General features: G+C 38.7%; 16 protein-coding genes. 3 read left to right on the forward strand and 13 right to left on the reverse strand.

The window, feature by feature from the left end; genetic code table 11:
* Positions 1–2 precede the first annotated feature (2 nt).
* From ACFX4E_RS21140 to ACFX4E_RS21150, 3 genes are all read right to left on the reverse strand, one after another.
* Positions 3–1706, reverse strand: a complete 1704-nt coding sequence (locus ACFX4E_RS21140; RefSeq protein ID WP_377579858.1) for an NAD-dependent malic enzyme — start codon at positions 1704–1706, stop codon at positions 3–5.
* Positions 1707–1947: 241 nt separating this feature from the next.
* Complete coding sequence (locus tag ACFX4E_RS21145; RefSeq protein WP_377238255.1) at positions 1948–3399, reverse strand: M20 family metallopeptidase; 1452 nt, start codon at positions 3397–3399, stop codon at positions 1948–1950.
* A 22-nt stretch (positions 3400–3421) separates the two neighbouring features.
* A complete protein-coding gene (locus ACFX4E_RS21150) occupies positions 3422–4645 on the reverse strand; it encodes an MFS transporter (protein WP_028408291.1) in 1224 nt (407 codons plus the stop codon).
* Positions 4646–4814: 169 nt separating this feature from the next.
* Here ACFX4E_RS21150 and ACFX4E_RS21155 point away from each other — a divergent pair, with 169 nt between their 5' ends.
* Entirely contained in the window at positions 4815–6893 is a 2079-nt protein-coding gene (locus tag ACFX4E_RS21155; RefSeq protein ID WP_060746932.1) for a helix-turn-helix domain-containing protein, read from the forward strand.
* A 17-nt stretch (positions 6894–6910) separates the two neighbouring features.
* Here ACFX4E_RS21155 and ACFX4E_RS21160 read toward each other — a convergent pair whose 3' ends face one another.
* The 4 genes from ACFX4E_RS21160 to ACFX4E_RS21175 are packed head-to-tail and all read right to left on the reverse strand — an operon-like array spanning position 6911 to position 9649.
* Positions 6911–7381 carry a hypothetical protein gene (locus ACFX4E_RS21160; RefSeq protein ID WP_028408289.1) on the reverse strand — a complete coding sequence of 157 codons (471 nt, stop codon included), beginning with the start codon at positions 7379–7381 and terminating at the stop codon, positions 6911–6913.
* Between the two features lie 21 nt (positions 7382–7402).
* Positions 7403–7627 (reverse strand): non-oxidative hydroxyarylic acid decarboxylases subunit D, encoded by a 225-nt coding sequence (locus ACFX4E_RS21165; protein WP_060746933.1) that lies wholly within the window; start codon positions 7625–7627, stop codon positions 7403–7405.
* A gap of 16 nt (positions 7628–7643) precedes the next feature.
* Positions 7644–9065 carry a non-oxidative hydroxyarylic acid decarboxylases subunit C gene (locus tag ACFX4E_RS21170; RefSeq protein WP_060746934.1) on the reverse strand — a complete coding sequence of 474 codons (1422 nt, stop codon included), beginning with the start codon at positions 9063–9065 and terminating at the stop codon, positions 7644–7646.
* A gap of 2 nt (positions 9066–9067) precedes the next feature.
* Positions 9068–9649 carry a non-oxidative hydroxyarylic acid decarboxylases subunit B gene (locus ACFX4E_RS21175; RefSeq protein ID WP_060746935.1) on the reverse strand — a complete coding sequence of 194 codons (582 nt, stop codon included), beginning with the start codon at positions 9647–9649 and terminating at the stop codon, positions 9068–9070.
* 113 nt (positions 9650–9762) lie between these two features.
* Here ACFX4E_RS21175 and ACFX4E_RS21180 point away from each other — a divergent pair, with 113 nt between their 5' ends.
* A complete protein-coding gene (locus tag ACFX4E_RS21180) occupies positions 9763–10632 on the forward strand; it encodes a LysR family transcriptional regulator (RefSeq protein WP_377258416.1) in 870 nt (289 codons plus the stop codon).
* A 71-nt stretch (positions 10633–10703) separates the two neighbouring features.
* Here ACFX4E_RS21180 and ACFX4E_RS21185 read toward each other — a convergent pair whose 3' ends face one another.
* From ACFX4E_RS21185 to ACFX4E_RS21200, 4 genes are all read right to left on the reverse strand, one after another.
* Positions 10704–11660: an AEC family transporter gene (locus tag ACFX4E_RS21185; protein ID WP_028408284.1), complete on the reverse strand. Its 957-nt coding sequence runs from the start codon at positions 11658–11660 to the stop codon at positions 10704–10706.
* Positions 11661–12366: 706 nt separating this feature from the next.
* A complete protein-coding gene (locus tag ACFX4E_RS21190; protein ID WP_013057340.1) occupies positions 12367–12771 on the reverse strand; it encodes a YkvA family protein in 405 nt (134 codons plus the stop codon).
* A gap of 99 nt (positions 12772–12870) precedes the next feature.
* Entirely contained in the window at positions 12871–13152 is a 282-nt protein-coding gene (locus ACFX4E_RS21195) for a hypothetical protein (RefSeq protein WP_033579186.1), read from the reverse strand.
* Positions 13153–13240: 88 nt separating this feature from the next.
* Positions 13241–13876, reverse strand: coding sequence for a DUF1796 family putative cysteine peptidase (locus tag ACFX4E_RS21200; protein WP_098659335.1), 636 nt, complete (start codon positions 13874–13876; stop codon positions 13241–13243).
* 234 nt (positions 13877–14110) lie between these two features.
* On the opposite strand from ACFX4E_RS21200, the gene ACFX4E_RS21205 reads away from it, so the two are divergent.
* Entirely contained in the window at positions 14111–15115 is a 1005-nt protein-coding gene (locus tag ACFX4E_RS21205) for an LLM class flavin-dependent oxidoreductase (RefSeq protein WP_013083439.1), read from the forward strand.
* Between the two features lie 27 nt (positions 15116–15142).
* Here ACFX4E_RS21205 and ACFX4E_RS21210 read toward each other — a convergent pair whose 3' ends face one another.
* A complete protein-coding gene (locus ACFX4E_RS21210) occupies positions 15143–16462 on the reverse strand; it encodes a (Fe-S)-binding protein (RefSeq protein WP_028408281.1) in 1320 nt (439 codons plus the stop codon).
* Positions 16459–17871, reverse strand: coding sequence for a glycolate oxidase subunit GlcD (gene glcD, locus ACFX4E_RS21215; protein ID WP_377238252.1), 1413 nt, complete (start codon positions 17869–17871; stop codon positions 16459–16461). The genes ACFX4E_RS21210 and glcD overlap by 4 nt, the downstream gene beginning before the upstream one ends.
* Positions 17872–17961 lie beyond the last annotated feature (90 nt).

Genomic DNA, 17961 nt, shown 5'->3' on the forward strand with positions numbered 1-17961 from the left:
CCTCATTCATCTTTTGCCTTAACCGGTTTATAAACAGGCTGCCATACCGCTGCTTCTACAAGTTCATTTACATTTTGCTTGGTAACAGTTGCTACGTTATCTTTTACAGCAGCATCAGCAACTGCTACAGCAACCGCCTTTGATACTTTTTGAAGATCTTTAATGTTGGGAAGAAGCGTATCTCCTTTTGTGTCTGTTTCTGCTATACGCGCTACTGCATTGGCTGCTTCTGAAAACATAGATTCAGTAAACTTTTGAGCGCGAACCACAATTGCACCTAAACCAAGACCCGGAAACACAAACGCATTATTAGCCTGTCCGATTTCATAAGTGTTCCCGTTATATTCAACGGGTTCAAATGGACTTCCCGTTGCAATAAGGGCTTTTCCTTCCGTCCATTTTATAATATTTTCCGGAACAGCTTCAGCAAGTTTAGTAGGGTTGGAAAGAGGCATAATCACCGGGCGCTCTACATGTTTTGCCATTTCTTTAATGATTTCTTCAGTAAAAGCATCCGTGACGCCTGACGTTCCAATTAAAATTGTTGGCTTCACTTGCTTGACAAGCTCCAACAGTGAAATTTTATTTTCATCGTCTTTTTCCCATTCTTTAATCTCTTCATTTTGGCGAACATACGGCTGTTGAAAAGGAGCTAAATCTTCCATATCTTCGGTTAACAGACCTCTGTAATCATATGCCCAAAAACGATCATATGCTTCTTCTTCAGACAGCCCTTCAAGCATCATCGCACTATGAATACGATCAGCATTCCCAATTCCAGCAGATCCCGGTCCAAATACAACAACCCTTTGATCTTTTAGGGGCGTTCCTGTAATGCGCACCGCTGTTAAAACGGCTGCAAGAGTAATTACTCCCGTTCCTTGAATATCATCATTAAACGTTAAAATTTTATCGCCGTATTCTTTCATAATGTGACGCGCATTAATATTCCCAAGATCCTCCCAATGAAGAAGCGCTTTAGGAAACTTGGTCGTTATTTCTTTTACAAATTGAGCAATAAAACGATTATAGTCTTCTCCTTTTACTCGTTCATGACGATTTCCTAAATACAAAGGATCTTCAAGAAGCTTTTTGTTATTGGTCCCCATGTCAAGAACAACAGGCAGTACGCGGCTTGGGTCAATTCCTGCTGCAGCTGTATAGACAGCTAACTTTCCAACTGCAATATTTATCCCTCCTACACCCCAGTCCCCAATGCCGAGAATACTTTCTGAATCCGTTACAACGAGCAAATCAATATCTTCGCTGTCGAGTCCTAAGTTTTCAATCGCATCACTTAATCGATCCGCTTCATTTACGGATAAATATAGTCCATCAGGTCGATGGTATTCATGGCTGTATTCTTGGATGGATTGACCTACAGTAGGCGTGTAAATAATGGGAAGCATTTCACTTAAATGATCGGTTAATAAACGATAAAATAAGACAACGTTCCGAGTATGTAGATCATTCAACGAATTATTTTTTTGAAGATCATTCGGTGCTTTTTTGAACTGTTCATATGCTCTTTTTGCCTGTTCTTCTAACGTTAAAACCGTTGGAGGAAGAAGTCCCTGCAGATGAAGGTTTTCTCTTTCTTCTTCAGTAAAAGCAGAACCTTTATTTAAATAAGAAGTGGATAAAACTGATTTTCCTTTTAGTGAAGTTGAAATTGACCCATCTTTTTCTACTTTATATGCTCTCATGTTTCTTTACCTCTTTTCCTAAAACAATTAGATAGGGTTAGGTTCAGCAAAGAGATATATTTTTAACCATTTATTTTTAATGAAAACAAAAAAGAGATTGAGCCATAACTACATCAATACAATCTAGAGACGAAAAAACGGGATAAATGAAACCTGTGTTCAACCTAACAATAAAAAAATCCGAACGATTTATCGTTCGGATCTTCCTTACACGAAAATACGTTTTTTCCCATCTCGTTTTTTATACCACGCTATAGTCTTCCTGCTCACTTTCTGAGTAATTAGGTGGATGTATATGTGAAGGCACAAGACATTCATAGCTTTCCCCTTCTAGTCTATCCTCCAGCTCTTGTTTGGCTTGACTAATCAGCTCTTGATTTTCTATCATTTCAATCGCCGTAGCCGCGATGGCTTTTCCAGCCAATAACATCGCATCATGGGCATACTCCGTTTTCCCTTGAGCAACAGCTTGCCATGTATGAAACGGCGTAGCATAAGCCCACGTTGCGGTCACGCACTGTGCAGTGGGAACATTCCAGCTAACGTCTGCGACATCCGTTGATCCTGTCATGAAGGAAACATTTTTAGACATAAGAGCAATTTGGTTGAAGACTGGATGATCCGCTAAAGCTCTGTCTAGCAGTGAACCCACTTGTTTTTTTGCTGCTTCTTTATCTTCGGCGGATGTAGACTCGTAAATAGCTTTGGCAAAAGCTATTTCTTCATGTTTCACTTCAGCCAAATTTATCTGCATCATTTGCTTATGCATGAGCTGCTCCATTGTTTGATTTGGAATTAGATTAGCGCAGGCTCCTTGAATTTCCTGTTCCATTTGTGTTTCAGTCATTAAAGCCGCTCCCTTTGCAATTTTCACAACCCGTTCATAAAGTTCTTTTACTTGAGATGGCTTCGGAGCACGAATTAAGTACATCACTTCCGCTTCTGCTTGAACAACATTAGGAGAAATGCCTCCGCTGTTTGTAATGGCGTAGTGTACGCGCGCTTCATCTATCATATGTTCACGCATATAATTCACACCAATATTCATCAACTCTACAGCGTCTAAAGCGCTTCTACCAAGGTGAGGACTAGCAGCTGCATGACTGCTTCTTCCTTTAAATTTAAAAGTTGCTTGCATAACCGCATTCGATGACGTATGCATAACACCATTAACGGTAGCGGGATGCCATGAAAACGCGACGTCTACATCTTGAAAAAATCCTTCTCGTACCATATACGTCTTTCCGTAACCACTTTCTTCAGCTGGACATCCATAGTATCGAACGGTCCCCGGGACATTTTTTTCTTTTAAATATTCTTTGACAGCAAGTGCAGCTGCTAGTGAGCCTACGCCAAGTAGGTTATGTCCACACCCATGGCCATTTCCGTTTTTTTTGACCGGATCTGCTACTGCACACTTATCTTTTTGACTCAGCCCGGTAAGCGCATCGTATTCACCGAGAATAGCGATGATCGGATAACCGCTCCCGTAACTTCCAATAAAACCTGTTTCAAGGTTAGCAATATGTGTACGAAGCGTAAACTCTTCTTTTTCTAACATGTCGCAAATCAGCTGTGCAGACTTATACTCTTCAAACCTCGTCTCTGCATATTCCCATATTTGATCACTGATTTGAGTTAGCTCGTTTCGCTTTTTTTCAATAAGTTGTTCGACTTCTTTAATAATACCCATGAGACACTCTCCTTTTTCTTCATTATTTAACAGCATTTTGTGCGTCCACTACCACTTTTGCAGGTCGAATCGAAAACAACGAAATAGCACAGACAAGAGCGCAGATAATTAATAAAGCAAATGCTGCATTATACGACCCGCCAAACGATTGTACTAAAAAGCCAATGAGCATCGGTGTTAATACGCCGGCTGCTTGAGCTCCTGTATTGATAAAACCATTTGCTGAACCGACCACTGATTCAGGCAACATTTTTAAAGGAGCTGAAGCGATTAAAATCACATTAAACGAAAACAACAAGGTGACTGCACTTTGAAAAACGATAAACATGCCTACGCTAGGTGAAATGGCCATGAAGCAAAGAAAAATACCCATCAGTAAACCAAACACCGCCGCTATCGTCTTGTCTTTTCCGTCCGGAAGCTTGTCTAAAACAAAGCCGCTAACAAACATTCCGATAATGCCTACAAATGCTGGGATAGCGGAAAGAAAACCGATGTCCGTTAAATTCAGATGTCTTACTTCGGCTAAATATGTAGGCATCCACGACATGAGCCCCCAGTTAATGGCGTAGATACTGAAGTATGCAATAAATAAATTCCAAATCATCGGAGTTTTGATAATTTCTTTTAATGTCATCTGCTTAGCAGGAATAGCAGAAGTCTCTGTTTTTTCTCTCTGCTGCTTTTCTTTCAGTAAAAAAACAAACAGAACTGTAATAACGAGTCCGATGGCTCCTATGATATAAAAGATACTTCTCCAGCTTATCGTTTGCATCAGCTGCGTCGCTAGAATTGGTGTAACCACGCCCATAATCGTACCTGACGATAACAAGAAGGACATGGCTCTACTGCGTTCTTGCTGAGGAAACCACCCTGCGATTCCTTTTGATGCAGATGGAAAATAACTCCCTTCCCCTAAACCAAATAAAAAGCGAATGATAATAATAGAAGCAAAAGACCAGGCCATGCCGGTAAAAACCGTAAACAAAGACCATAAAAGCACGGCGATTGTAATAACTTTTTTAAATCCAAAGCGGTCTGCTAGCCACCCTCCAGGTATTTGCATCAGTGCGTATCCTGCAAAAAAGCTACTTAAGATGATGCCTGTAGAAGAAGCATTCAGATGTAGATCTTTCGAAATATCTAAAATAGCGTAGTTAATAATAAAACGATCTAAGTTTCCAAGCGACCAGCCTAAAAATAATAAAAATAAAATGACGTATTTCCAGTTCGACCTTGCTAGCATAAATGCACTCATCTCCTTTTTATTCCATTTAATGTAATGTTTTGTAACAAATCAATTCGTTATATAAATATTAAAAAATTCTGACTATTTTTTCAATGTGTATTTCTATATAATAAGAACTATAACTATGTATTTTTTTACATTAAGTAGTCTATAAGGGGTTGTTAACATGAGTGATTTATTAGCTAATATGAAAGGTTATCTTACATCTATTATCAAAAATAGTCCTTATCAAATTTGGACAAGTATTGATTCTGCAAATTTCAACGTGATTTTTTCCAGTTCTTCATGTTCATCCCTGACTTACCCTCCTCCCACTAGCCTACATAACGGCAGTGATTCCTTTCAAAAGCATATGGCATATGAAGAGTTCGAGGAAATTTACTTGTCCTTTCCAAATCGCTATGCGTTTGTTGTTCGCATATTTGCTAAGCACGACTGGACACCCCCACAAATAAAACAGCTATCGGCTACCTTTTCTCCTTATGTGCTGCAAAAAAAGCTGGAGCGGCATGAGCACATTTTAAACGTGCTTATGAAAAGCATTAAGGAAATTTCACTTTTACAAGACTCAGATTATCTATTAACAAGAATTCTTGAAAATGCTCTTTCAGTTATTTCTGTTGCCGATATGGGCGTGCTGTGGATGTTTGATTCTTCCACTCAATTTCTTTTGCCACGCGCCTGGTCCGGGGGGCCAAACAATGAAATTCAAAACATGAAAATGAAAGTCGGCGAAGGAATTATCGGAAAGACATTTCAGCATAATAAAAGCTATATGTATACGAACTTAAAAGATATATTACGCGATTCTTCTACTATGACTGACGATAATATTCATTATCTTAATCAGTCCTATACGTTTACAAACATTCAATCTATTATTTCTGTCCCCATTTGTATGGAAGAACAGACGGTATGCGTACTCATTATTTATCAAAATGGTACAACCCCCCTTTTAAATGAAGAGGATAAAGAATTGTTAGAAAGCTTTTCCGATCAAGTATCGATTGCTCTCTTAAACTCAGCGCTTTTTGAAGATGTAAAAAAACAAAATGAACTTTTAATACGCCGGGATCAAATTCATCGCACCTTCATGAATGTTTCACTTCAAAGTAAAGGAATTGAACCAATACTTACCGAATTGCGCCGAATGGTTACATCCCCTGTCACCATTGTAGATTTTGTTGATAATAAGGCCTATGGCTTCTTGAAATTCTTTGATATAGACACAAAAACAGCTGAATTTCACACACATTTTCTTTCACATACAAAGCCTTGTTTTTATACTATTGAGGCACACAATGAAGCACACAGTGTTTATATTCACCCCATACACGGCATTGACACGCTCTTAGGGTTACTTATTATGCAGGCAAATCAAGGAGATCTTTCCTCTCTAGATCAAGTGGCACTCGAACAAAGCAGCTCTGTTATTGCATTAGAAATGCTGAAAAAACAAACGTTAGTTGATTTATTTTACAAGCGAACACATGAATTATTTAGTGAATACTTATCGTGTTATGACACCACTTTGCTGTATCAAAAAGCAGCTGAGCTAAACATTGATACAAAAAAGCATATTCTAGTCGCTCTCATTACCATTCGTTCACAAGCGGACCTGCAGCTCTTAAACTTACACCTTCATCGCCTTGTATCTGACATCAAATCTGTTTTCAGCTCAAAAACACCGGTCGTATACGGATTCGACACCAAAGTAACCATTGTATTTACGCTTGATCCTTATGAAAAACATCATGCTATTATCCAACAATTAGAGGATTTACTCTCAAAATGGCGTTACTACAATGAATGTCATGTAAAAACAGGGATTGGAAGTCGTTATTCTCATTTTACTCAAATAGGAAAAAGTTATAGTGAAGCTGAAAAAGCTATCTCTTATCTTCTGTCTCAGCAGCAAGATGGATGCATGTTGTATGAGGAAATAGGAATTAACCGGCTATTTATTAATCAATCGAAAGAAGAAGTAAAAACCTTTATTGATGAAGTATTTCTCCCTCTTAAGAACAATCATTTAAGCGACGAACCTTTAGAGCAAACGCTAGAAGCGTATTTCGATAATAACCGCTCTGCTTCACTTACAGCTAAGCAGCTTCATATTCATGTTAATACACTCTATCAGCGGTTGAAAAAAATCGAAGAAAAAATGAACATATCATTTACAAACAGTGAACACCTATTAAAAGTTCAGCTAGCATGCTATTTAAAAAAATTTCACTACAGCTAAAAAACCGATTCTTATTTTTAAGAATCGGTTTTTTCGGTAGAAAGAACAGCCTCAATTGATTGTTTCCAGCGGCTCAGTACCTCTTTGGAATCATGAAGCTGAAATTGAATTCCTGATGTTAAAACTGCATATTTTGCGTAATCTTCTTTAACAGCGGCTACTTCTCCCGTAAATAGCTCATAGCCTGATGACACAGGAGCTTCTTTTTTTAGGGAAAATTTAATGTAATAAGCTTTTCCTTCAACAACTAATGTAACGGTTGCCTTATGATTCTGTATCATGTTTGTTGAAGATGTTGTATCTTTCCATACTAATAGCTTGACGCGTGAAGAGCTAATAGCTACCAGCTCTCCTGCGCTAATCATTGCTACATGAGGAAAACCCTCGGATGTCACTGTAGATAGCAACATCGCATCATGCTGCTTCCTTTCTAGATCTTTTCCATTTAAAAATACCCGCACGGCTCTTGGCAGCTCTGCTTTATTCATTTTACTTACCACCTTTGCTGATTAAGATCGGGGTGGCACAGGAGGCACGTGCGTTGCCAGCGGTACGTCTTTTGGATTGACTTTAAATGGTCGAGGGTATTTTTCAGGATTGGTGATCGTCTCAGGTTCAGAAGAACGCCAGGTAAACAAACACACGCTGCATAAATAAATTTCCCAGGCTCCTTCAACTGGTGATTTAGATACTAAGTTCGCTTGTTTGGTTTCACATCTTGGACAAGTATGCATGTCGATTCCTCCTTGTTTATTTTTGCATCATATTCGTTAAGATTTTTTCCCATTTTTCAGTTTCAAGTGGTGTATCTAAAGGCTGAGAATAGTGGCCTCTTGTTTCAGGTGCAACCGGTGTTGTAGCATCCAAAATCATTTTATCTGTAATACCAGCCGGCTCAGATCCTGGATCAAGTGGCAGAACTGAAAGATTAGGCACTGTTATAACATCATGTTTTGGGTGCATTTTTGTCGATAGCGCCCACATGACTTGCGGTAAATTAAACGGATCCACATCTTCGTCTACTAAAATAACTAGCTTGCAGTATCCTAATCCATGCGGCGTAGTCAATGCCCTCATACCAACCGCCTTAGCAAATCCTCCGTATCGGCTTTTCGTTGAAATAATAGCAACGAGACCGTGAGTATACATCGCGTTCACCGCTTCAATCTCTTCAGGATATGCTTCTTTTAGCTGCTGATATAAAGGAACGCTTGTATTGATTCCAATTAAATAATCTGTTTCTGTCCAAGGCATACCGATATATAAACTTTCAAAAATAGGATCTTTACGATGATATACGCGATTGATTTTGATAACAGGCATGCTTCTGCCACCGGAGTAATGACCTGTAAATTCGCCAAAAGGACCTTCATATTCACGTTCACCGGCTAAAATTTCTCCCTCTAAAATCACTTCTGCTCCCCAAGGTACATCTAAATCAGAAAGCTGAGATTTCACAATTCTGTACGGTTCACCTTGAATAGCTCCTGCCATTTCATATTCTGATTGATCATAATGAAGCGGCGTAGCGGCTGCTGTGACAATCGCAGGTTCACATCCTAAAGCAATTGATACAGAGAGGTTTTCACCTTTTTCTTCGGCTTGTTTCAAGTGAATGGCAATATCATGCTGTGGCACAGGCTGAATGCCTAGACGGTCTTTCCCTTTGACCTGCATACGATATATACCTACGTTTTGCTTGCCAAAGTTCTCCTTATCATTCTGATCACGAGAAATAACGCACGCTTTATCTAGATAGTAGCCTCCGTCTCCTTGATTCAAGCGAAACAACGGCAAAAGGTCGAATAAGTTAATATCATCTTTAATCTCACACTCATGAAATGGCGCCGTCTCTTCTCTTTTTACTTTGACAGGAAATTTTTCATATCTCCGAGCAAACTCAAAGAACTGTTCTTTTACAGGAGTTGATTTAGGCATTCCCATCATTAACGCGTGATTTGACCAGGAACCCATTACGTTTAGGGCTACCTTTGCATTGTTGTACCCATAAATATTGGTAAATAATAATCCCGGCGTTTGGTCTCCTAAATTACTGATGGCTTGACCTGCTGAACCCAAATCTGGATCAGGCTGCACTTCATCTGTAATCGTCAGTAGCTGCCCTTCTTTATGTAGCGTATTAAGGAAATCTCTAAAGTCTTTATAAGCCATGTTTATTTTCCTCCTTGTGATAAATGTTTAATTCCATTCCATCTTTTTGCCTCAGGAAGCTCAATTCCTAATTGATCTAACGTTCGAACAGCAATATGAGTGACAATATCATCAATCGTTTCAGGCTTGTTATAAAATGCCGGCATAGGAGGCACAAGGATAGCGCCCATTTTTGAAAGATCCAGCATGTTTTCTAAATGAATCGTATTCAAAGGCGTTTCTCGAGGAAGTAGCACAAGTGGCTTTCTTTCTTTTAACATCACATCTGCCGTTCTCGCTATTAAGTTATCTGCTAACCCCATTCGAATAGATGCTAATGTTTTCATGCTGCAAGGACTAACAATCATTCCGTCTATACGAAAAGAACCGCTCGAAATTTTTGCTGCTTGGTCTTGATATGAATAACAATAATCTGCTAGCGCTTCTACTTGCTGAACGCTATACGGTGTTTCTAACTTAATTGTGGCATGAGCCCAAGTCGACATGACTAAATGCGTTTCAACAGAAGCCTTCTTCAAAAGCTCTAAAATTCGAATACCTAGAATAGCTCCCGTGGCTCCTGTGATTCCTACAGCTATTTTCATCTCTCTTTCTCCCCTCTGCTTTGGTTACACATTTAACTTTACACTCATTTTCCATACAATTAAAATATTGATAAAATATATAATAATACCTTTAAAGTATGGAGTTGAATACAGTGGAATTAAGACAGCTGCATTATTTTATTGTCATAGCTGAAGAATTAAATGTGACCAAAGCAGCAAAGCGCCTGCATATGGCTCAGCCTCCTTTAAGCAGGCAGCTAAAACAGCTCGAAAATGAGCTGGGCCTTTTACTTTTTGAACGAAATAATAACAAGCGCTTATTGTTAACGGTAGAAGGTGAGCTTTTTTTAAAACGAGCGAAAGAAATTGTGCAAAGGGTCGAAAAATCAGTATTAGAAGTACAGGAATGTAAAAACGTAACAAATGAAAAGCTTGAAATCGGATGTACGATCTACTGTGCATCAACGGTTCTCGATAAGCTAACTCTTATTCAAAAACAGTATCCAAACAGCACATTTAACATCTATGAAAACGAACCAGCTCACTTAAACGAGTTATTAACGGAAGGAAAAATCGATGTAGCAGTCACTACTACTGACTTACCTTATCAACATGTCAAAACAAAAACACTTGCACCAGATGTTTTTGTTGTAGCTGTTCCTAAAGAAAGTGGTTATGAAACAGAAAAGATTTCAGTCGCTGAAATTGCTTCTCTCCCTCTTATTCTTCTTCGTTCAAATCGGGAAATAAGCATATATAATCGCATTGTGAAGGAATTTGAAAAGATAGGTGTAATACCCAACATTTTATGCGAATGCCATGATTCAGCGATGCTTCTTAATTTAGTATGTCGTGGCCTTGGTGCTGCCATTGTTCCTTATTCAATGCTTTCCTCTTTTTCACTAGAACATATTAAAATTCTAAGTATAGAAGATAATCCATTTGTAATTGAGCCTTTAGTTACGTGGCGTACCGACAGTTATCTTCCCAAAATCGCTCAAGAATTTTTAAAGCTTTTTTAAATATAGATGCACAAAAAAGACTTTGCTAAAATAGCAAAGTCTTTTTTTATGTTCTATATTGATATATGTGACTACATTAACCAAGAAATTAACAGCGGTAATGTAACAAGTGACATAATGGCACTAAGTACGAATGCTGAAGCTGTTTCACCAGCTAAGCTGTCAAAGCGAACTGAAATCATCGCTGCTACAGCTGAACCTGGGAACGCTACTAATAATACTAATTTTACGATGTCAGCTGATGATAGGCCCATTGCTGTTGCAATTCCTAACATTACAAGCGGCTGAATAGCAACTTTTAAAATCGCAATACCAAATGCCGCTGGGCTAAATTGAATTTTACGGATACCAATTGTTACCCCAACTGCGAATAGTGCCGCACCAGATGTAATTGAACCAATTTGATCTAAACTGCTTGAAAGTAAATCTGGAGACTGGAACCCACATAATACTAATACTACTGCGATTAACGGAACACAAGCTAATGGTTCAGAAAGACCGTGTAAGATTGATTTAATCGTTACTTTAAATAAGCTTTCTTCTGAATCCCCTTCACTTCTTTCGCGCTGTCCGACCGTACCAATAATAGTTGCTAAAGGATCAAGCATCGCATTTACTACAATACCCGTAATGGCGATTGGAATTGCTACTACATCTGCGCCAAACAAGCTACCTAATACGGGAATACCCATGAACGCAAACGTTGGCTGCGTAGAGTTTAAAGAGAACATAGACGCGCCTGTTAGTGAGTATTTGAATACATATTTTGCAACAAGTAAGAAAAGAACATAAAATCCAATAATACCAAGAACTAATGCTAATAAAAACGGCCATTTTTCAATAAGCGTTTGTTTTGATGTTGTTGTAATACCAACGAATAGATGTGCAGGTAACGCAAATTTTGTTACAAGCGTGTTTAACCCTTTAGATGTTGTTGCATCAAACTTTTTGAAATACCCTGCTAAATAACCTAACAAAATAACAAAAAAGATTGGGGTTAAAATAATAAAGATTTGACTAATTTCCATTTTTGAACACTCCATTGTTTAGATTAGACTCAATCATATAAATTTGCTTTCTTAGAAAGATAATTATCTTCTAAGGCTTGTCTATGGATATTGTTTACGTCAGGCCATTCATCTCCCTTTTTGCTAAACATCTCTACAAATATGAAGTAACGTATAATGGTTCATGAAAACGCATGGACTTTGTTTTTCTGCAATCATTTATTTACTTCGAAGCTGTTCATTTAGTTAAATCAAATCACACAAAACTTGTCATACAATACAGTAACTCTACAACCTTAGCAAAAACTTGTCATACAATCATGTTGTTGGCTTACTTAGGCTGAAAAAAAACACCTTCAAATGAAAGATGCTTAATCTTGTGACGAAAGAAAGCTACTTCTGATTGATGAGGAAGAATCTCTAAGAGTTTGAAACTCTCAGTTAAAAAGTTCCATAATTTCACAAAGTTTTTACAAACAATCTTACTTATTTGTATATTGCTTTCTGTGACGAATTTATGAACATGTTTTAACTTAACATTTGTAGGGGAATTATTCAATTACATTGCTTAAACTTTTAGTGAAAAAAATATTTTAATCCTGTTTTTTTTACATAAAACGGATTAAGTTAGTCAAAAAGACCTATATATTATCGATTAAAAAGAAGATGATTCATCTATCACCTTCTTTTGCTTACTTTATTTAATAATTACATGTAGATCATAACGTTACTTTATTTTAGCATCAATAATGGAAAAATTGTGTTCTTCTGAAAACCACGTTTTAATTTTTTCTTTTGCTTTCAGTTTAACACCTTCATCAATGTACATGGCAACTTGAATCAATGCAAGCCCCAGAGCTCCTAAATCATCTGTAAATCCAACTCCCGCTGCAAAGTCCGGAATTAAATCTAAAGGAAGAATAAAATAACCTAACGCTCCTATAATGACTGCTTTTGCTTTTGGGGGAATATCAGGTTTTTGCAGCGTGTAGTATAAAAGCAATACGGCATAAACAACGTTTGCTCCCGCTTTTTTACCAAACTTTTTAAGCTTGTCCCAAAATTTTTCTTCCGAATAATATTTGGCTGTTTCCTCTGTCCGAACGGGTACAATTTCTTGTTTCTCTTCCATATCGATCACCCTTTCATCACCCTATGTACTTATTATAAACGATTATCTCTACCGAATTCCATTGAGAGCTTAAACTCCATAAACCTGCACAAAGCAGGCTTATGAATTTTTTAATGAGTAATGCTTCATAACGATAGTAACTAAGTCATTCAGCGCCGTTTCACTTTTAGAATGATTTTCAAACTGCTGAATAAGATCCATATGTTCAAGCAGCACTTCGTAATTACCCGTCATCTTTCTCAGAACTTCATATGCGGAACTATTCAAATCCACTTGTATTTTCAAATCCTCCAGCTGTACTAGATACTCATTCCAGCGCTGGTCTTGTTCTAGCAGCAGCAATACAATTTCTTTTATCGCCTTCCGCACATTGGACTCCATCTTTTCATCTCCTTTGATACACAGATATAACAAAGTCTATGAAAAAAACGAGCTTTTTCATTCCCGTATTAAGCAAAAAGAGTTTCTTTTATTTTATAACAAGCCCGCTTAAGAGCTCTTCCCATACTTGATCATCGCGCAGCACGTCCATTGAAAAAATAGGTGCATGTAAAACACATGTATAAGGCAAGTCCCAGTTAGCTTCGGACAAAAGTTCTTTTTCACTGTTTGTTAGCAGCAGTATATAGAAATCGTTTTTGACCATTCTCTTTAAAATATGCTCTAGTTCTTTCGCTTCTTCATACGTTCCGCCCATGCGAATAAATAATATACAAGAACTAGTCTCCATTGACGTTAAAAATCGCTCCGTTCTCCGTTCATATTTTTCTTTGACTTCATTATATGAAAGCCAGTTAGTCTCCGTATTAATAGACGACGGAAAATCATGAGCAGAATCAATTTGATACACCTTATCACGCAGTCTAAGCGTGGAACCATCTCCGAAAGAACTGATATAGGTTAAGTGTTCATATACAAATAAGTCTTTACAGCGATTTTTCAACAGCTGGTTAACATGAGAAAGAGAAATACTAATACACCAATCAATCACGCCGGCTTGTTTTCGCAAAGAATATTTTTTCATGTATATCCCTGGAAAACAGTTATAGCCTAAGCTGTATATCATATCGTACTGCTTGCTTTTTAGTTCATTTAAAGTAACCATGTTCATCCTCCCTTCTACTATAAAATATGACAGCTTTTTATAGAAAGAGGCGGCTTCTGCCCTATAGCGTACAAGCTTTTTGTTTCTCAAAAGCTTATGTAAATAAAGAGCAATAACGTAAAGGGAAATAACCGAAGCAAAATATTTTGGAACTCGAAAGATTATTGTTAAAATACTTGTATTCCATTGAAATAACAAGGCCTATGAAGTCTTTAAAGAAAGAAGATGAAATTGATGAGTAAAGCATTAAAAGATATTCCGATTTCCGTATTGGATCTTTCTCCTGTAGTTGAAGGAGGAACTGTATCTGACTCACTTAGAAATACATTAGATTTAGCTCAGCACGCTGAAAAATGGGGGTATAACCGCTATTGGCTAGCTGAACATCATAATATGACAGGTATCGCAAGCTCCGCTACATCTGTTGTAATTGGTCATGTAGCTGCAGGCACGTCACGCATTCGCGTAGGCTCTGGAGGTATTATGCTTCCTAACCATTCTCCGCTTGTTATTGCTGAGCATTTTGGCACGCTTGAATCACTATTTCCAGGACGTATTGATTTAGGCTTAGGAAGAGCGCCAGGGACAGATCAGCTGACAGCACAAGCTCTGCGACGCGATCGCAGAAGCGACGGCAGTGACTTCCCAGAACAGCTGGCTGAACTGCAAGAATACTTTAAACCGGCTTCAGAAAGTCAGATGCGCGTTAAAGCTGTTCCCGGTCAAGGTTTAAATATTCCGATTTGGCTGCTTGGCTCAAGCGGTTTTAGCGCACAGCTTTCTGCACAACTAGGCTTGCCATTTTCATTTGCAAGTCACTTTTCGCCTAATAATACAATGACAGCTCTTAACATGTATCGCCGTTATTTTAAGCCGTCCGACGTGTTAGACAAACCATATGCAATGTTAGGTGTAAACGTAATCGCTGCTGATACAGATAGAGAAGCTGAACGTTTGGCTACTTCTATGCAGCAGCAGTTTCTAAATTTAATTCGAAACACACCGGGTAAACTAAAAGCTCCTGTGGATAATATGGATGAACTATGGACTGACTTTGAAAAAGCTTCTCTTCAACAGCAGCTGGGCTCTTCTATTGTCGGAAGTCCTGAGACGATTAAAGTCAAGCTGGAACAGTTTATTGAAGAAACAGAAGCAGATGAACTGATGATTAACGCTCAAATTTACGATCACAAAGCTCGCCTTCGTTCGTACGAAATTGTTTCTCAGCTGTTCAAATAATAAAAAGGCCGGACACGTCCGGCCTTTTTATTTGCTTTCTACTGCTTCAAGAAGTAAATCTGCAAGATGAACGGCCCTTACACTTTCTTCTACTCCTTCTCTGACTACCCCTAGCTTCATTTGAATGAGACAGCCCGGGTTTGCTGTTACAATCGTATGGGCATGGGCTTCTTTCACTTTTTCCATTTTATAATCTAAAATTTGCATAGACATCTCTTGTTCCGTTAGATTATAAATACCAGCTGAGCCACAGCAATGATCCGCATTTTCCATTTCATGAAACACCGTTCCGTTAATCGCTTGGATCAGTTTTCTCGGTGCGCTGGACGTTTTCATCACGTTTCTTAAATGACACGAGTCTTGATACGTAATAATTTGACTTGGCAGCGATAACTTTTGTTTTTCCACAAACTGCTGCTGCAATAAAATCTCTGAAAAATCTTTTACTTTTGCAGAAAAGGCCTCTGCTCTTTCTTTCCATTCCGGTTCCTCTTTTAATAAATGATCGTATTCTACCAACAGCGCACCGCAGCCTCCTGCATTAAGAACAATATCATCCGCTTGAATGGATTCAAACGCCATAATATTTTGCTTCGCTAACTTTTTTGCCTGATCTTTTTCTCCTCCGTGCGCATGCAGGGCGCCGCAGCACGTCTGCACTTCTGGTATAACGACCTTACACCCCGCTTTTTGTAAAAGTGCAATCGTCGCGTTGTTTGTTTCCATAAACATCGTATCCATTAAACACCCTGTAAAAAAAGCAACCGTACGCTCTCTTGTTCCTTCTGCTTCAAATAAAAACGGCCGTTTCTTCATTTCTTTTTTGGTTGGCACAAGCGGAAGCGTTTTTTCCATTTGTGCTAGATTACCAGGAAGGACGTTTAGTATGTTTGTTTTTTGAACAGCTTTTTGCAAGCCGCTTCTTTGATAGAAAGCAAGAAGAGAATGTACATTTTTTAATCGTTCTTTATGAGGAAAAAGCTGTTCAAACACCATATGCCTGAGCGCTTTTACCGGCCATTTATGCCTTTTTTTCTGCTGAATAATATCACGCGCTTCTTCTAATAAGTGTCCGTACTTCACACCCGAAGGACAAACAGGCTCACACGCTCGGCAGCCAAGGCAAAGATTCAATTGCTTTTCAACAGATTCATCAGGTTCAATAAGTCCGTCTACAACTCCTTTCATCAAAGCAATTCTTCCGCGCGGTGACGCTGCTTCATATTGATTCGTTTGGCCATACGTCGGACAGCTTGGCAAACAAAAACCGCATCTCATACAATTCATTAACTCGTCATAATCTAACCGTTCCTTGAATGCTTGCTGAATGTCTTTTGTTGCCGTCATGAACGAACCACCACTCTTTTTCTCGTGTCTTTAGCAAAAATTTTCCCTGGATTCATAATTCCTTTCGGGTCCAAAGCATACTTGATTGCTTTCATCGCAGCTACTCCTTCTCCACCCATCTTCAGCGCTAAATACGGTGCTTTCATTTCTCCGACTCCGTGTTCACCTGTAATCGTTCCTCCAAGCTCAATGGCTTTATGAAAAATCGCTTCAAAAGCTTGTTCGACGCGGTGAAGCTCTTCTTTGTCACGCGCATCTGTTAAACAAGTCGGATGCAGATTTCCGTCTCCCGCATGACCAAACGTACAGATCTTAACGTTATATGTTACGGCAATTTCATTAATCGCTTTGACCATTTCACTAATTTTAGACCGCGGGACGGTTGCATCTTCTAAAATCGTCGTTGGCTTCATTCGCGCTAAAGCAGAAAGAGCTGATCTTCTTGCTGTACTTAACGCTTCTGCTTCTGCTTGCGAAGCCGCTACTTTTACAGATACAGCATTTCCTTCGCTGCAGATGCGGGAAATCATTTCAATATCCCGACTCACCACTTCCGGCGGACCGTCTTGTTCAATCAATAAGACAGCGTTTACATCAGTTGGAAGCCCAACTTGGGCAAAATCTTCTACTACTTCACACGTCGGCTGATCTAAAAATTCAAGCGTAGCTGGAATAATCTTATTAGCGACAATTGCTGATACCGTCTTAGCGGCTGCGTCCATGTCTTCAAACAGCGCGAGCAGAGTTTGTTTTGTTTCAGGCATTGGAATGAGCTTTAAAATCGCTTCTGTCATGACGCCAAGCGTTCCTTCAGACCCGACAAACAAGTTCGTTAAATCGTAGCCAGCTACATCTTTAGCTAACTTGCCTCCCGTCTTAATGCAGTCGCCGTTTGCAAGAACTACTTCAAGACCAAGAACGTAATCTTTTGTTACGCCGTATTTTAAGCCTCGTAATCCTCCTGAGCATTCATTGATGTTTCCTCCGATGGTTGATATTTTCATAGAGCTTGGATCAGGAGGGTAAAATAAACCTTTTGCCTCTACAGCGTTAATTAAATCTAAGGTTATAACACCTGGCTGCACGGTAGCGGTTAAATTTTCTTCATCAATTTCCAGAATTTTATTCATTCGGTTAAATGTAAGAACAATTCCGCCTTGCGTTGGACACGTTCCTGCGCTTAAATTTGTGCCTGAACCTCTTGGCACAATAGGAACATGATCTTCGTTGCATATCGTTAAAATTCTTTTCACTTGATCTTTGTTTTCAGGCATAATAACCGCATCAGGAAGCGAATGAAAGTTAGGTGTTGCGTCATAAGAGTACACGAGTCTTGCTTCACTGCTATCTTGAAAGTTGGCTGATCCTACAACTTCAATGAGCTTTGCTTTTGTTCGTTCATTAAGCATAACGTTCCTCCTTATATATCTCTTAATTTTATTATAGTTGCAGAAGCCACGAGGGGCTATGGATAAAAAACTAAAAAAAAGCGCTTTAAA

Origin of the sequence: Priestia sp. YIM B13491, assembly GCF_042787605.1 — a bacterium.
In the GTDB taxonomy this organism is placed as follows: domain Bacteria; phylum Bacillota; class Bacilli; order Bacillales; family Bacillaceae_H; genus Priestia; species Priestia megaterium_E.

Excerpts from the sequence above, each read along its gene's own strand:
- ACFX4E_RS21200 (WP_098659335.1), bottom strand. The coding sequence starts at position 13,876 with ATGGTTACTTTAAATGAACTAAAAAGCAAGCAGTACGATATGATATAC.
- ACFX4E_RS21205 (WP_013083439.1), top strand. The coding sequence starts at position 14,111 with ATGAGTAAAGCATTAAAAGATATTCCGATTTCCGTATTGGATCTTTCT.
- ACFX4E_RS21140 (WP_377579858.1), bottom strand. The coding sequence starts at position 1,706 with ATGAGAGCATATAAAGTAGAAAAAGATGGGTCAATTTCAACTTCACTA.
- ACFX4E_RS21145 (WP_377238255.1), bottom strand. The coding sequence starts at position 3,399 with ATGGGTATTATTAAAGAAGTCGAACAACTTATTGAAAAAAAGCGAAAC.
- ACFX4E_RS21160 (WP_028408289.1), bottom strand. The coding sequence starts at position 7,381 with ATGAATAAAGCAGAGCTGCCAAGAGCCGTGCGGGTATTTTTAAATGGA.
- ACFX4E_RS21190 (WP_013057340.1), bottom strand. The coding sequence starts at position 12,771 with ATGGAAGAGAAACAAGAAATTGTACCCGTTCGGACAGAGGAAACAGCC.
- ACFX4E_RS21185 (WP_028408284.1), bottom strand. The coding sequence starts at position 11,660 with ATGGAAATTAGTCAAATCTTTATTATTTTAACCCCAATCTTTTTTGTT.
- ACFX4E_RS21155 (WP_060746932.1), top strand. The coding sequence starts at position 4,815 with ATGAGTGATTTATTAGCTAATATGAAAGGTTATCTTACATCTATTATC.
- ACFX4E_RS21165 (WP_060746933.1), bottom strand. The coding sequence starts at position 7,627 with ATGCATACTTGTCCAAGATGTGAAACCAAACAAGCGAACTTAGTATCT.
- ACFX4E_RS21210 (WP_028408281.1), bottom strand. The coding sequence starts at position 16,462 with ATGACGGCAACAAAAGACATTCAGCAAGCATTCAAGGAACGGTTAGAT.
- ACFX4E_RS21195 (WP_033579186.1), bottom strand. The coding sequence starts at position 13,152 with ATGGAGTCCAATGTGCGGAAGGCGATAAAAGAAATTGTATTGCTGCTG.
- ACFX4E_RS21150 (WP_028408291.1), bottom strand. The coding sequence starts at position 4,645 with ATGCTAGCAAGGTCGAACTGGAAATACGTCATTTTATTTTTATTATTT.
- ACFX4E_RS21175 (WP_060746935.1), bottom strand. The coding sequence starts at position 9,649 with ATGAAAATAGCTGTAGGAATCACAGGAGCCACGGGAGCTATTCTAGGT.
- ACFX4E_RS21170 (WP_060746934.1), bottom strand. The coding sequence starts at position 9,065 with ATGGCTTATAAAGACTTTAGAGATTTCCTTAATACGCTACATAAAGAA.
- glcD (WP_377238252.1), bottom strand. The coding sequence starts at position 17,871 with ATGCTTAATGAACGAACAAAAGCAAAGCTCATTGAAGTTGTAGGATCA.